The following is a 13,278-nucleotide window of genomic DNA, read 5'->3' as shown; positions in this document are numbered from 1 at the left end:
CTTTTCTTTTCCATCTAAGGCTTGCTCGGCCTTAGACTGTCAAACCATGCCATCACCTCGACGGGCCACCATTTGGGCACCCGATGGCCCCCTTGGAATCCTAGGACCGAGATCGAGCTATCGCCCGGGCAACCGGCCCACGCCCGCTGATCGAAATCCTCTTTCCGTAAAACATCCGCTGTCTCGCAACCAACCAGTGCCGCCAGACTGTCGACAACTTCCACCGCCCCCATATACCCGGACCACCCCGGCTTGGGGGTGGAACCCCCGAACGGAATGACGGAATCGTCATAGCCGTGCGTGTGCAGCATATCAAAGTCGAAACCTGAATGAGCGCACGGACCTAGCTGATCACGCAGGGGTGTGCCGTTAATCGGGGCAAATGCGCGAAAACGCGGATCGCGTTCAGCGCAGGCCAGATACCACGCGAACGATCCCCCTCGTGAGTGACCGGCAACCACTATTCGATCAGGATCAAGAGGAAACCGCTCCACCGCATCCGTGATCACATCCGAGCTAAAGCCGAAATCGTCCCGCTCATCCGGACCCAAGGCCCAGACCCAGCCGGTACCCGGCCCGTTATAATAGGAAATCTCAAGCGCTGTCGGCGCGATGAAAGCATAGCCGTGCTCGAGAAAGGGCTGAACCAGATCGATGTCCTGAATCGAACCCTGGCCGGTGCCTCCGGAGCCGTGAAAGTAAAGTACTGCGGGAAATGGCCCCTCGCCCCGGGGAAACAGCGCGCTGTATTGACGTTCCCCAACTTTACAAGGCGCGCCAGTGCCGCCGCATTCATACGACTGATACAGGAGCCGAAAGCGGATCTCAGGATAGTAATCGCCCACAGTTATCGAAACGGCTAGCACCGCAACGAGAGCTGCAACTAATCGTAGGATGACGACTCTTTTTCCTAACCTCACAATTTGTATAGGCCCGAAAACTTCTCCTCAAGATAGCTCAGCAGCGGTTCAGGTCCGGGTTCAACACCACTAGCACGGCGAATGATGTCCCGCGGCGCATAAAGGCCACCGTATTGCTGCACATTCTCGCGCAGCCATCCTGTTGCACCAGAAGTGTCGCCCTTGGCCAGTTGCGCATCCAGATCCGGTACAGCGGCGCGCAGCGGCTGATACAGGCATCCGGCATAAACATTGCCCAGAGAGTAAGTCGGGAAGTATCCGAACAATCCTACTGACCAGTGAACATCCTGCAGGCATCCGTTTGACGGCTTGTCCACCGCATAGCCGAAATCGGCGTTGAAACGATCATTCCATGCTGCCTCGAGATCACCGACAGACAGATCGCCCGACATCAATGCCCGCTCAAGATCGAAACGGAGCATGATGTGTAGGTTGTACTGCACCTCATCCGCCTCGGTCCGGATGTAGCCATTATGAACCCGGTTGACCGTTGCGTAGAACGCATCTGCATCTGCTATTCCAAAATCACCGAATACTTCGGTCATTTGCCCGAACAACCAGCCGGTAAATGCGCGTGAGCGGCCCAGCTGGTTCTCGTAAATCCGGCTTTGGCTTTCGTGCACACCCATCGAAACACCACGACCCAGCGGTGTCAGAGCGTAGTCCGGGTTGATCCCCTGCTCATAGGCTGCATGGCCAACCTCGTGAATGGTGGAGTAAAAACAGTTGAACGGATCGGTCGCGCTGGTCCGCGTTGTGATCCGCACATCCGACCCGCTGCCAGAACTGAACGGGTGCACGGCTTTATCAACGCGGCCCTTGTTCAGGTCATACCCGAACGCCACAGCCAGTTTCTGAGACAGACGCATCTGGTCCAGCTCATCGAATGTACCAGACAAAGCCTGAGGTTCGGGTTGGTCCAGGACAGCAGCACGCAGCTCGACCAACCGAGGACGCATTTGGTCAAAGATCGCGGCGATCTGATCGCCCGTTGTATAAGGCTCGTAATCTTCAACCATGGCGTCATAGATATTTCCGCCTTGCGCCAGCGCGGCACCTTCCTCGCGCTTCAATGCGACAACCTCTTCCAGAACTGGTAAAAAGGCTGCAACATCTTCGTCGGCTCGCGCTTGTGCCCACTTTCCCTGCGCGGCGGAAGTCACGCGCGCAATAGCCTTCGCCAGATCAGCAGGAACTTTGATTGTACGCTCGTAAGAGCGCCGGATTTCCCGCAACTGGGCTTGTCCCGCTTCGCAACTGGTTTCTGCCTTGTCCAGCCAATCGGCGACGCGCGGGTCGGACCGACGCGCATGCAACACAGCCTCGATCGCCGCCATTTCTTCGGCACGTTGCGGGGCAGCTCCGCGTGGCATCACCGTCTCCTGGTCCCAGCCAAGCCGACCGGCAATCTGTCCAAGGGCCGAGGTTTCACGCTGATAAGCCATCAGATCGTCAAATGCAGTCATTTAAGTCATGCTCCACGAAGCGAGGTTGCAATAGGATAAGCGGTCAGGAAACGCGCCCGCAGGATCAGTGTCCAGACCACTACCGCAAGGAACTGGTGGAAAATGGCGATCTGCCACGGCGCGCCGTAAACGACCGTCAGAATGCCAATCACCACCTGTAGCGCTAGGGCCGCAAATGCGGCGTTGAACGCAAATCGGGTCTGAGGATGAGCACTGGTGCTGCCGCGACGCCAGACGACAATAGCAAAGGCAAACAACAGGTAACCCGCGCAGCGGTGAATGAACTGCACCAGCCCGGGGCTCTCGAAGAAATTGCGCCACATCGGCTCCAACATCGCCGCATCTGGCGGCAGCAACTGCCCCCCGATCAACGGCCAGTCAGTGTATGAGCGACCGGCATCGATACCGGCGACCAAGGCCCCGATGAGTATCTGCAAAAAGGCAAAGTGCATCAGGCCGGTCGACAGGGAGAACAGTTTTTCCTCTTTCGCACGCCGGGCCTGCATCAGATCGCGTTCCTCGCGACCCAACATAAAGATGTACCAGGCAAGATACCCAAGGATCACAAAGGCCAGTCCCAGATGGATCGCCAGCCGATAGCTGGCAACAGCGATCATGCCTTCGCCTTGGGTCACGCCCGAGGCCACCATCCACCAACCGACAGCACCCTGAACACCGCCCAGAATACCAGGGACCAGCAATCGTCCGGTCCACCCGGCCGGAATCTTGCGCGCCACTAGGAAACCAAAGAACCCGATGGCCCAGATAAGGCCAATCACACGCCCCAGCTGACGGTGACCCCATTCCCACCAGTAGATGAATTTGAAATCACTCAGCTCCATCCACTGGTTCTGAATGCGCCACTGGTCGATCTGTTTGTACTTGTCGAACTCGGCCTGCCAGTCGGCCTCATTCATCGGAGGGATCGCACCGGTGATCGGGCGCCATTCAGTGATCGAAAGGCCACTATCGGTCAAACGGGTCAGGCCACCCACCGCGATCATTACGACAACCAGCGCAAACAGGATCATTAACCAGATCCGAATTGCCATGCGGGCACCACCGCGTCCGCGGTCGATCATACCCGGTTGTACAGATTGTTGTTTTTCGTTGTCTGAGACTTCTTCGAAGATGCTGCGCTTACCGCTCATGCTGTCCTCATGTCCTGGATTTCATCGCAAGCTAGGGCCAAGGGGTGGCAAGGTCCAGCCTCAGCCCTTGTCCTTCCAGCGGACCATCTGACGCATGATCCCGTGCAGCATCTGCACATCCGCCCGCGTCATGCGCATCCGTGACCACAGATTGCGCAAATTGGTCTTCATACCCTCGGCCTTTTCAGGAGGATAAAAGAACCCCGCCTCTTCCAGCCGGTCTTCATAATGTTCAACCAGCTTCTCGACTTCGATCCCGGTGGCCCAGTCACCTTTGCCCAGATCAGTGGCCTCATGCACCACATCGCCGGTCTGCCGCATCCACTCATAGGCAGTCAGCAATACACATTGCCCAAGATTAAGCGATGCATACTCCGGGTTCACCGGGACCGAGATAATCGCGTTCGCTTTAGCGATATCCTCATTCTCAAGCCCTGCCCGTTCCGGCCCGAAAAGAACCGAGACCTTCTCGCCCGCTGCGACCTTTTCAGCAGCGACCTGCATCGCACGTTCCGGACTGTATACCGGCTTCGTCAGTCCGCGCTGACGTGCTGTTGTTGCGAAGACAAAGGTGCTGTCAGCCAATGCTCCGGCAAGATCGTCAAATAGCTGTGCTTCATCCAGCAGTCGCCCCGCGCCACTGGACATCGCAACCGCCTTGGGGTTCGGCCATCCGTCGCGGGGCGCCACGATCCGCATCCGGTCCAGCCCGAAATTCCACATCGCGCGCGCGGCTGCGCCGATGTTCTCACCCATCTGGGGGCGCACGAGCACAAATGAAGGCTGAGATCTGTCGCTTGGCATGGCTTTCTCCGAAAACTCCGCCTGCTCTAATCCTCGTACCGACGCAGGGCAAGGCTCTGCGACAAGCATTTAACCCTGCCAGAGGTATAAAAGTTTGCTTCCCCGTCGCAATCCGCTAAACCCCGCCAAAGACCAAAGCGAAGGATGCGCCAATGGACACCCCCGAGCAGCCACAGATTTACCTGATTACCCCTCCGTCGATCGAGCTGAGCCGTTTTCCCGATCGGCTGGCCCGGGTTCTGGATGGGGCCGAGATTGCCTGCATCCGTATGGCGCTTGCCGGAAGCGACGAAGACGCCATTGCACGCGCAGCCGATGCCTGCCGCGAAGTGGCCCACGCGCGGGATGTGGCGCTGGTCATTTCCAACCATGTTCTGTTGGCACAGCGCTTGGGTTTGGATGGGGTGCATCTGGACGACGCGGCCCGATCGGTACGTGCAGCGCGCAAGGAACTGGGCGCTGATGCAATTGTTGGTAGTTTTTGCGGCAACTCCAGCCATGATGGCATGACCGCTGGGGAAGCGGGTGCAGATTACGTCGCCTTCGGACCTGTTGGCAGCACATCACTGGGCGATGGGACCCTTGCTGAACGTGATCTGTTCCAGTGGTGGTCTGAAATGATCGAAGTGCCGGTTGTGGCCGAAGGTGGTCTGACCCCAGAGATCGTGCGCAGCCTGACACCCTGCACCGATTTCTTTGGCATCGGAGAAGAGATCTGGTCCGAAGACGATCCTCTCGCCGCGCTGAACACTCTGATCACAGCGATGGCTTAGATCGGCAGATACGGCCCCAGGCTCAAATATACCCCGATCAACGCGATCATCATCGAGGCCAGGATGGATATCCGGCCTCGGTAGCGATGTGATCCACGCGAAAGTAAAAGCGTCACGAAATATGCGCTGATCATAATGGCCAGCATCGCAAGCAAGGCCCCAGACAAGTAACCCAGCAGCGCTGGTGGGACTCTGTCAGGTGGAATTCCAACTTTGGACAAGGAATCCGACAGCGCGATCCCATGTGGTAACGCTGCGAGAAAAACGAGAAATACGCGCAGAAAGCCCAGACGCCTTGCAAACAGGTTCCACACCGCGACGACGACGATCGTAATCGGCAGGAGTTGCGAAGACGCCGCCTCGGAAACCCCAATCATCTGATAGGTCCCCAAGGTCGCTGTTGTCGTCATCCCCAAGACCATAATCAAATATTGGATCAAAGCTGGCCGCGCTCTGACGGACAGAAACAGCATTGCCAGAACAAATATAATCTGTTCGGGCCCATGTGGCAGAACACGGCTGATCCCTTTTGGAAAATATGTCTCAAGTGTCTGTCTGGCATCCAGTCCGGCTCCACCTTGGAGTGGTATCAGCGGACTGGTCTCTCCCCCATCCAGATAACCGGTGTACGGAGCGTCAACACCCTGTTGTTTGAGCACCATTGGTCCGCTGTCAGCGGGCCAGGTCAGACGCAGAGCACTTGCGCCTGTTGGCAGTTCCCCGGTCAACAAAACCCGGGAAATTCGAACTAAATCCGGATTACCCACGACAGGGATCCGCGAACCCTCATAGGATAAATCAATCGGCCCGTTAGCATCGACTTGCAGAGTTTCTTTCCACGAGTTGATGAACTCGTGAAGTTCAGATTCCAGTTCCGTCGATACCAAACGCCGAAGTTCTCTGTAGCGCGCAGACTGCAAAGCCTCGGAAGGATCACCACCGACCAATGCGGCTTCGGCATTCAAACTGATATCCAGAAACAATCTATCCCCATCAATGCGAAAATCGACAACCGTTGGGGAAGCAGGTTGCGCTGTGACTTGCTGTGACCAAGTAAGCAAAGCTGTAAAAAACAGTATGATAATCAGGCAGAAACGAAGAATAATTGTCAGATCGACAATGCTTCTCATGCGCAATGAACCATCAAAGAAACGAACTCAACTCTCATTACAGATGATTGTTGAACCGATTGCATTTGATGGCAAGCCCAAACGTGAATTCCTGTTGGCGGTAACGATCTGACTTGCACGTCCATCAGGCCTGCGGCATGACAGCGACATGACACAGACCAGTGAAATCCTTTGCATCGGTTCCGTCCTTTGGGATGTTATCGGCAGATCAGCCAGTCACATGCGGCAGGGATCGGACGTGCCCGGTCGCATAACGCGCCTTCCAGGCGGTGTTGCCATGAATATCGCGATGACACTGGTTCGATTTGGCATGACCCCTACTCTCCTCACCGCAATCGGGCGCGATCCCGAAGGGGATGAGCTGGTGCATGCCTGCTCCCGCCTGGGAATGATCACAGACCACATCTACCGTTCTCAGGATTTGCCTACCGATCGCTATATGGCTGTCGAAGGTGCAAATGGTTTGATCGCAGCCATTGCGGATGCTCATTCATTGGAAGCAGCTGGCGCCAAGATCCTGCGTCCCTTGATGCATGGGCCACTGGGGTATGAAAACACTCCATTTGAGGGGCCAATTGCCTTGGATGGCAACCTGACGCTGGACCTGTTGGAAGAGATCGCCCAAAGCCCGGCATTCGCCAAAGCTGACCTGCGCGTGGCACCTGCCTCTCCCGGCAAAGCAGAACGCCTTCTGCCGTTTTTGAAACATGCCCGTGCAACACTCTACGTGAACCTCGAAGAAGCCGGACTGCTGTGCCAACGCGAGTTTTCCGATTCTGAAAGTGCCGCCAATGGATTGCTGGAACGCGGCGCTCTGCGGGTTCTGGTGACTGATGGCGGCAATTCAGCGACTGTCGGCACAGCATCGGGCGTCCTTACCCAAACACCCCCATCCGTTCTTGTTACGCGCGTAACAGGTGCGGGCGATACATTCATGGCAGCTCATATAGCTGCCGAAGCCAATGGCGCTGCCAGCGACGAGGCCCTGACCCGCGCTCTGCACGCTGCCGCAACTTACGTTTCCGGAGAAACCCCACTGTGATCGACATTCAATATTCTGCCGAGGTTCGCGCTGCAAAAGATGCGGGCAAACCAATCGTTGCGCTGGAAAGCACCATCATAACACACGGCATGCCCTACCCTCAGAACATCGAGGTTGCTGCGCAAGTCGAACAGGATATCCGCGACGCTGGTGCGGTTCCCGCCACCATGGCCGTGATCAAAGGCAAACTGCATGTTGGGCTGGAAGCGGACCAGCTGCAGGATCTGGGAAAGGCTCAGGGCGTTGCCAAAATTTCGCGCGCCGACATGGCCGCCTGCATCTCCTCTGGTGGAACCGGCGCCACCACGGTTGCCGCGACCATGATCGCTGCGCACTATGCCGGTATCGAGGTCTTTGCGACAGGTGGCATTGGTGGCGTTCATCAGGGCGCCGAAACTTCGTTCGACATATCGGCTGACCTGCATGAGCTTGCACAGACACCAGTCACCGTGGTGGCCGCGGGTGCCAAGGCAATCCTCGATCTGGCTAAGACTCTGGAAGTACTGGAAACACTGGGCGTTCCCGTCATCGCCCACGGTCAGAACGAATTCCCCGCCTTCTGGTCCTCAAAATCACCCTATGCAGCCCCATTGCGCATGGACAGCGCTGAGGAGATTGCCCGAGCGCATGCCACGCGCCGAGCGCTAGGCCTGCCAGGTGGACAGCTTATCGCCAACCCGATTCCGGCGGCAGATCAGATCCCGACCGAAGAGCTTGCCCCTATCATTGCCTCCGCACAGGCCGACGCCGACACACACCGGATTACGGGCAAGGCAGTTACGCCCTACCTGCTGCAGCGGATTTTTGAACAGACCGAGGGCCGCTCGCTGGTCGCGAACATCGCGTTGGTGCGGAACAATGCGCGTCTGGCGGCAGGTATCGCCCGAGCTTTGGCAGAACAGACCGAGTAGCTAACCGGGATTTAAGCTATTGTACCAACGCCCCGGACTACTTAACTAATTCCGCAAACCGCTCGGATCCGTAATGAACACACCGTTTGACGAAGAACCTCAACGCCGCCCCGGCCTGTTTTCCCGGCTTCGCGGGTCCTTTCTGACGGGTATCGTCGTCATTGCTCCGGTTTGGCTGACGGTCTGGTTGATCTGGTCGGTGGTCGGATGGATCGATAGCGCAGTGCTGCCGCTGGTTCCACAGCGTTTCCAGCCCGAGGAATATGTCGGGATCAACCTGCGTGGCGTTGGCGTCGTCATCTTCCTGATCTTCACCATCATCGTCGGATGGATCGCCAAAGGCATACTTGGCCGCTCGCTGATCCATTTTGCCGAAAGCCTGGTCGACCGTATGCCTGTCATTCGTTCGGTCTATTCGGGGATCAAACAGATTTCCGAAACGGTATTTGCGCAGACTGAACGGTCTTTCGAAAAGGCCTGCCTCATCCAATATCCGCGTCGCGGTATCTGGGCGATCGGATTTGTCTCGACCACGGCGAAGGGCGAAGTCAGCGATCGCGCCGAGACCGGAGGCGAACTGCTGAGTGTGTTTGTACCAACAACGCCAAACCCGACATCAGGATTTCTGCTATTTTTCCCAGCCGAGGACGTCATCCTTTTGGATATGTCTATCGAAGAGGCAGCAAAACTGGTGATTTCGGCCGGCCTTGTCTATCCGAATGACAAGGACCCAACACAGCCACCCGAGTAGTCAGCCGAACATTGCGGGCAGATCCACCGTACTGCGTTCGCCCAAATCTTCCTTATGCTCACTCAGAAAACGATCCGCAGCCTCGCGACCCGCTTTCTTGAGTTTGTGAAGGATGACCGGGTTTGGAACGGTTTTGGTGGCGACAGACAGGCTGTTCATCAACTCGTTATCCGCGATCATATGAACCAGTACCCGGCTCATCTCGCCTGCTTTAAGCTTGCCGTCCTTCAGCAGCCGTTGAACGAAGTTGATTGCTCGCAGTTCGCGGAACAATGAAGAGTTAAAGCTAATCTCGTTGATCCGGTTCTGGATTTGCTGCGGGGTCTTGGGCACTTCATCCCGCTCCAGCGGATTGATGTTCACAACGACGACATCATCGGGCAAATCGTCATTGAACAACGGATAAAGCGCCGGATTACCGGTATAGCCGCCGTCCCAATATGCTTCGGTGCGTTCTGTCTCGGGATCGAAGATCTCAACCGCCTGAAACAGGTTCGGCAGACAGGCAGACGCCAGGATCGCATCGGTCGAAACTTCATGGCCCGTGAAAACCCGTATCTTGCCACTACGCACACAAGTGGCGCAAACGAACAATTGCGGGCCTTCGTCGGCGCAAATCTCATCAAAGTTGAAACGGTCAACCACCGAAGTCAGTGGATTCTGATAAAACGGCCCATAAGCATAGGGTGAAACCATTCGTGACCAGGTGTCTGCCACAGAAAACGGTAGCGAGTATTCCATGGCTTGAGCGATCTGCGCAGGCTCCATCCCGCTAATCCAGTTCGCGATGCGCATATCGCCAACTGCACCCATACGCTTCCACAGACCATTCAAACACTCCCGCGCTCCGTCGCGGCCCGCATGGACCATCCCGGATTTGAAGGCCGCCCCGTTTAGCGCCCCGGCTGAGGTGCCCGTGATGGCCGCAACCTCAAGGTCTTCCTCGTCCAGCAGACGATCCAGCACACCCCAGGTAAACGCGCCATGTGCACCCCCGCCCTGCAATGCCAGATTGATCTGTTTCACCTTGCACCTCCCTCACTCGTTCTTGGTAGCAACTTCTAGTGCTTGGTCAAATTCGTCTCTCGAGATTTCAATGGTGTACCCACCATCCCATTCCTCTTCAAATTCATCCAGAGGCTCAAACGCGATAGATAAATTTCCATAAAGGCATGAAGCGTTGACTTCTTGAATCTTCGGGAGCCTGTCCGACGCTTCAGAGACAGGGGAGTAGTAGCTAATGCAGTTCAACATTCGCCCGTCATCCGAAAACCGAAAGTACTGTAAGCACGGAGTATCTTGCGCTTTTGGTTCGACAAGTTTGAAGTAGCGATAAACGGTCTTCTCCATCTGCTTGCAAACCCTCTTTGTGATCAGACGGCAAGCGTCACAACGCCGTCCAGCCACCATCCACAGAAATCGTCGTGCCGGTGATCTGTGCAGCGGCGTCCGAGCACAGGAAAACTGTAGTTCCGCCCAGCTGCTCGACGGTGGCAAACTCTTTCGATGGCTGCCGTTCCAACATGACGTTCTTGATCACGTCTTCGCGGCTCATGTCGTATTCTTTCATCGTGTCGGGGATCTGCGCCTCGACCAAAGGAGTCAGCACATAACCCGGACAGATGGCATTGCAGGTGATCGGCTCCTGCGCGGTTTCAAGCGCAACGGTTTTGGTCATGCCGACCACGCCGTGCTTGGCGGCCACATATGCGGCCTTGTAAGGCGAAGCCGTCAGACCATGCGCTGACGCGATATTAACGACACGCCCCCAGCCAGCTTTTCGCATCATCGGCAGGGCCGCTGCCATGGTGTGGAAAGTCGAGTTCATGTTGATCGCGATAATCGCATCCCATTTCTCGACCGGAAACTGATCGATTGGTGAGACGTGTTGGATACCTGCGTTGTTGACCAGAATATCGCAGGCGCCTGCCTGTTCGATCAGCGCTCGGCACTCCTCACCTTTGGACATATCGGCCTTGATGTATCGGGCGTTGGTTCCGGTTTCCTGGCCAATCTCAGCAGCCAGCGCATGATCTTCGTCGCGATCCGTGAATGAGTTCAGGACGACATCCGCTCCGGCCTTGGCCAGTTCCCGCGCGACACCCAAACCAATGCCAGAGTTTGATCCGGTGATGATTGCTGTTTTTCCCGACAGGCTCATGAGGGCTCTCCAAATGACTCAGATTTGCCGACACAGTGCCATGCTGCACTTGCAAAGAAAACGGGGAAACATCACTCTTTCCGGATCACATCATCGCGCATTGCCATCATGCAAATCAGGAAAACCCGACCATAAAAAAACGCCCGCACGAAGCGGGCGTTAAGTTATTGAGGCAGGTTTCATACAGGCAAGAAACCTATCGAGCAGTGCATCCTTTATAAGCAATTCCTTGCATTCATCCAAGCTAAAAGTTTGATAATATGAAAAATCATCGGTACGGTGAATCCCAACAAAATAAGGCCAGAGCAGGATTGTTTCCAAAATGAGCCAGGATTTTCTACACCCGTTTCGCTCTCTGATCACGGGAATCGCCACCATTTTCGCCGCATCGATGGCACATGCAGAATCGGCGCATGGCATAGCTATGTATGGGGACCCTGCTCTACCACCGGATTTTGTGTCTCTGCCCTATGCCAACCCTGACGCACCCAAAGGCGGCAAGGTCGTGTTTGGAAATACCGGTGGCTATGACAGCCTCAACCCGTTCGTACAAAAAGGCACCTCTCCGTGGCAGCTTCGGTTCTGGACACACGAAGGTCTGATGGGCCGCTCCTGGGACGAACCTTTCACCCTTTACGGGCTGTTAGCCGAATCGGTTGAGACAGCCCCGGACCGTTCATGGGTCGAGTTTACACTGCGAGAAAACGCGCGATTCTCGGACGACAGTCCCGTCACGGTGGATGATGTCATCTGGTCCTACCAGACATTGGGAACCGAGGGACATCTGCGCTATCGCGGCTTGTGGTCCAAAATCGATAGTATCGAGCAGACGGGCCCAAGATCTGTTCGGATCACGTTCAATGAACCTGACCGCGAACTTGCGATGCTCGCCGGTTTGCGCCCGATCCTGAAGAAAGACCAATGGGAAGGTAAGGATTTCGCCAGCGCCCAGTTGCACGACGTCCCGATTGGAACCGGCCCCTATGTGATCGATGACTATGAGGCCGGGCGCTATGTCAATCTGCGCCGAAATCCAAATTATTGGGGCGAAGATATTCCATTTCGTCGCGGTACCATGAACCTCGATGATATCCGGATTGAGTTTTACGGCGACCAGACCGTTCTGCTCGAGGCATTCAAGGCCGGAGAATTGTCAGCCGTTCGCGAATTCAACGCCGACAAATGGAATACGCAGTACAACTTTCCTGCCGTCCAACGTGGGGACGTGATCAAAACCGAAATCCCACACGGCAAACCATCAGGAATGACCGGCTTCGTGATAAACACGCGTAAGCCCCCCTTTGATGACTGGCGCGTGCGTGAGGCCCTCTTGCTGGCCTTCAACTTTGAATTCATCAACGACACCATCACCGGCAGCGCACAACCCCGGATCACTTCCTACTTCTCGGGTTCCGACCTGGCGATGCAGCCCGGGCCTGCAACCGGACGCGTGGCTGAATTGTTGGAGCCTTATGCAGATGACCTTCTGCCCGGTACGATCGAAGGGTATGAACTGCCTCAGGGTGATGGATCTGCACGCAATCGTTCAAACATCCGTAAAGCGGCCAAACTACTGGAGGAAGCTGGCTGGACCATTCAGGACGGTGTCTTGCGAAATCAGAATGGCGACACCTTTTCGATGACAGTCCTGCTGCAGCAGGGCGATAGCGACATGCAGACCGCTGTAGACATCTACTCACGCGCGCTTGAACGCCTGGGCATTCAGGTTCAGACCGAGACCGTCGACAACGCTCAATACACTGGTCGTGTCGCAGAACTTGATTTCGACATTACCCCATTCCGTCGTGCGCTCTCACTTTCGCCCGGCAACGAGCAACGTCTCTATTGGGGCAGCGAAGGTGCGGAAACGCCCGGAACCCGAAATCTGATGGGCGTAGCTTCACCTGCCGTAGACGGCATGATCGACGCCATGCTCGCCTCAGAAAGCCACGAGGACTTTGTTGCCGCGACGCGTGCGCTCGACCGTGTGCTGACCGCCGGTCGCTATGTTATTCCGATCTGGAGCTTTGATGTCGGCCGGATAGCTCATGCTAAAGAGCTGAAACAGCCAGAGAAGCTTCCGATTTACGGCGACGGTCCTGAATATATGCCACAGGTCTGGTGGTACGAGGATTGACGACCATGCTCTATTTCCATATTTCATGAAAT

At 56.1% G+C, this 13,278-nt stretch carries 13 protein-coding genes; 5 read left to right on the top strand and 8 right to left on the bottom strand.

The genetic code is table 11. The features are described 5' to 3' along the window. Positions 1-14: 14 nt before the first annotated feature. The 4 genes from ACR0IO_RS07530 to ACR0IO_RS07515 form a co-directional block, all read right to left on the bottom strand. Positions 15-845: a CE1 family esterase gene (locus ACR0IO_RS07530; RefSeq protein WP_155147146.1), complete on the bottom strand. Its 831-nt coding sequence runs from the start codon at positions 843-845 to the stop codon at positions 15-17. Between the two features lie 71 nt (positions 846-916). Then, positions 917-2,386 (bottom strand): carboxypeptidase M32, encoded by a 1,470-nt coding sequence (locus ACR0IO_RS07525; RefSeq protein WP_480740501.1) that lies wholly within the window; start codon positions 2,384-2,386, stop codon positions 917-919. Between the two features lie 5 nt (positions 2,387-2,391). Then, positions 2,392-3,537 carry a heme A synthase gene (gene ctaA, locus ACR0IO_RS07520; RefSeq protein ID WP_480740499.1) on the bottom strand — a complete coding sequence of 382 codons (1,146 nt, stop codon included), beginning with the start codon at positions 3,535-3,537 and terminating at the stop codon, positions 2,392-2,394. A 60-nt stretch (positions 3,538-3,597) separates the two neighbouring features. Continuing rightward, the gene (locus ACR0IO_RS07515; RefSeq protein WP_480740497.1) at positions 3,598-4,341 is read right to left on the bottom strand and encodes an RNA methyltransferase; all 744 of its coding nucleotides are present in this window, start codon (positions 4,339-4,341) and stop codon (positions 3,598-3,600) included. Positions 4,342-4,493: 152 nt separating this feature from the next. Between ACR0IO_RS07515 and ACR0IO_RS07510 the strand changes: the two genes are divergently transcribed. Then, positions 4,494-5,114, top strand: a complete 621-nt coding sequence (locus ACR0IO_RS07510) for a thiamine phosphate synthase (RefSeq protein WP_155147153.1) — start codon at positions 4,494-4,496, stop codon at positions 5,112-5,114. Here ACR0IO_RS07510 and ACR0IO_RS07505 read toward each other — a convergent pair. Then, complete coding sequence (locus ACR0IO_RS07505) at positions 5,111-6,244, bottom strand: HupE/UreJ family protein (RefSeq protein WP_480740494.1); 1,134 nt, start codon at positions 6,242-6,244, stop codon at positions 5,111-5,113. The genes ACR0IO_RS07510 and ACR0IO_RS07505 overlap by 4 nt on opposite strands. A 148-nt stretch (positions 6,245-6,392) precedes the next feature. Here ACR0IO_RS07505 and ACR0IO_RS07500 point away from each other — a divergent pair, with 148 nt between their 5' ends. The 3 genes from ACR0IO_RS07500 to ACR0IO_RS07490 all read left to right on the top strand — a co-directional run bounded on the left by ACR0IO_RS07500 (position 6,393) and on the right by ACR0IO_RS07490 (position 8,948). Then, complete coding sequence (locus ACR0IO_RS07500) at positions 6,393-7,286, top strand: PfkB family carbohydrate kinase (RefSeq protein ID WP_155147157.1); 894 nt, start codon at positions 6,393-6,395, stop codon at positions 7,284-7,286. After that, complete coding sequence (locus ACR0IO_RS07495; RefSeq protein WP_480740489.1) at positions 7,283-8,197, top strand: pseudouridine-5'-phosphate glycosidase; 915 nt, start codon at positions 7,283-7,285, stop codon at positions 8,195-8,197. The genes ACR0IO_RS07500 and ACR0IO_RS07495 overlap by 4 nt, the downstream gene beginning before the upstream one ends. Positions 8,198-8,270: 73 nt before the next feature. Continuing rightward, on the top strand, positions 8,271-8,948 hold the full coding sequence (locus ACR0IO_RS07490) for a DUF502 domain-containing protein (protein ID WP_170330638.1): 678 nt from the start codon (positions 8,271-8,273) through the stop codon (positions 8,946-8,948). Here the strand turns inward: ACR0IO_RS07490 and ACR0IO_RS07485 are convergent, their stop codons facing one another. The 3 genes from ACR0IO_RS07485 to ACR0IO_RS07475 are packed head-to-tail and all read right to left on the bottom strand — an operon-like array spanning position 8,949 to position 11,109. Then, entirely contained in the window at positions 8,949-9,974 is a 1,026-nt protein-coding gene (locus tag ACR0IO_RS07485) for a patatin-like phospholipase family protein (RefSeq protein WP_480740488.1), read from the bottom strand. Positions 9,975-9,986: 12 nt separating this feature from the next. Then, complete coding sequence (locus tag ACR0IO_RS07480; protein ID WP_480740486.1) at positions 9,987-10,298, bottom strand: hypothetical protein; 312 nt, start codon at positions 10,296-10,298, stop codon at positions 9,987-9,989. 37 nt (positions 10,299-10,335) lie between these two features. Then, on the bottom strand, positions 10,336-11,109 hold the full coding sequence (locus tag ACR0IO_RS07475) for a 3-hydroxybutyrate dehydrogenase (protein WP_480740484.1): 774 nt from the start codon (positions 11,107-11,109) through the stop codon (positions 10,336-10,338). 322 nt (positions 11,110-11,431) lie between these two features. Here ACR0IO_RS07475 and ACR0IO_RS07470 point away from each other — a divergent pair, with 322 nt between their 5' ends. Further along, on the top strand, positions 11,432-13,246 hold the full coding sequence (locus tag ACR0IO_RS07470; protein WP_480740482.1) for an extracellular solute-binding protein: 1,815 nt from the start codon (positions 11,432-11,434) through the stop codon (positions 13,244-13,246). Positions 13,247-13,278: the final 32 nt, after the last annotated feature.

It is taken from the genome of Ruegeria sp. CE12, assembly GCF_056537525.1.
The sequence above is the reverse complement of the archived record's forward strand: the minus strand, read 5'-3'. Positions and strand labels throughout refer to the sequence as shown.

Excerpts from the sequence above, each read along its gene's own strand:
- ACR0IO_RS07505 (WP_480740494.1), bottom strand. The coding sequence starts at position 6,244 with ATGAGAAGCATTGTCGATCTGACAATTATTCTTCGTTTCTGCCTGATT.
- ctaA (WP_480740499.1), bottom strand. The coding sequence starts at position 3,537 with ATGAGCGGTAAGCGCAGCATCTTCGAAGAAGTCTCAGACAACGAAAAA.
- ACR0IO_RS07490 (WP_170330638.1), top strand. The coding sequence starts at position 8,271 with ATGAACACACCGTTTGACGAAGAACCTCAACGCCGCCCCGGCCTGTTT.
- ACR0IO_RS07480 (WP_480740486.1), bottom strand. The coding sequence starts at position 10,298 with ATGGAGAAGACCGTTTATCGCTACTTCAAACTTGTCGAACCAAAAGCG.
- ACR0IO_RS07525 (WP_480740501.1), bottom strand. The coding sequence starts at position 2,386 with ATGACTGCATTTGACGATCTGATGGCTTATCAGCGTGAAACCTCGGCC.
- ACR0IO_RS07500 (WP_155147157.1), top strand. The coding sequence starts at position 6,393 with ATGACACAGACCAGTGAAATCCTTTGCATCGGTTCCGTCCTTTGGGAT.
- ACR0IO_RS07510 (WP_155147153.1), top strand. The coding sequence starts at position 4,494 with ATGGACACCCCCGAGCAGCCACAGATTTACCTGATTACCCCTCCGTCG.
- ACR0IO_RS07475 (WP_480740484.1), bottom strand. The coding sequence starts at position 11,109 with ATGAGCCTGTCGGGAAAAACAGCAATCATCACCGGATCAAACTCTGGC.
- ACR0IO_RS07470 (WP_480740482.1), top strand. The coding sequence starts at position 11,432 with ATGAGCCAGGATTTTCTACACCCGTTTCGCTCTCTGATCACGGGAATC.
- ACR0IO_RS07515 (WP_480740497.1), bottom strand. The coding sequence starts at position 4,341 with ATGCCAAGCGACAGATCTCAGCCTTCATTTGTGCTCGTGCGCCCCCAG.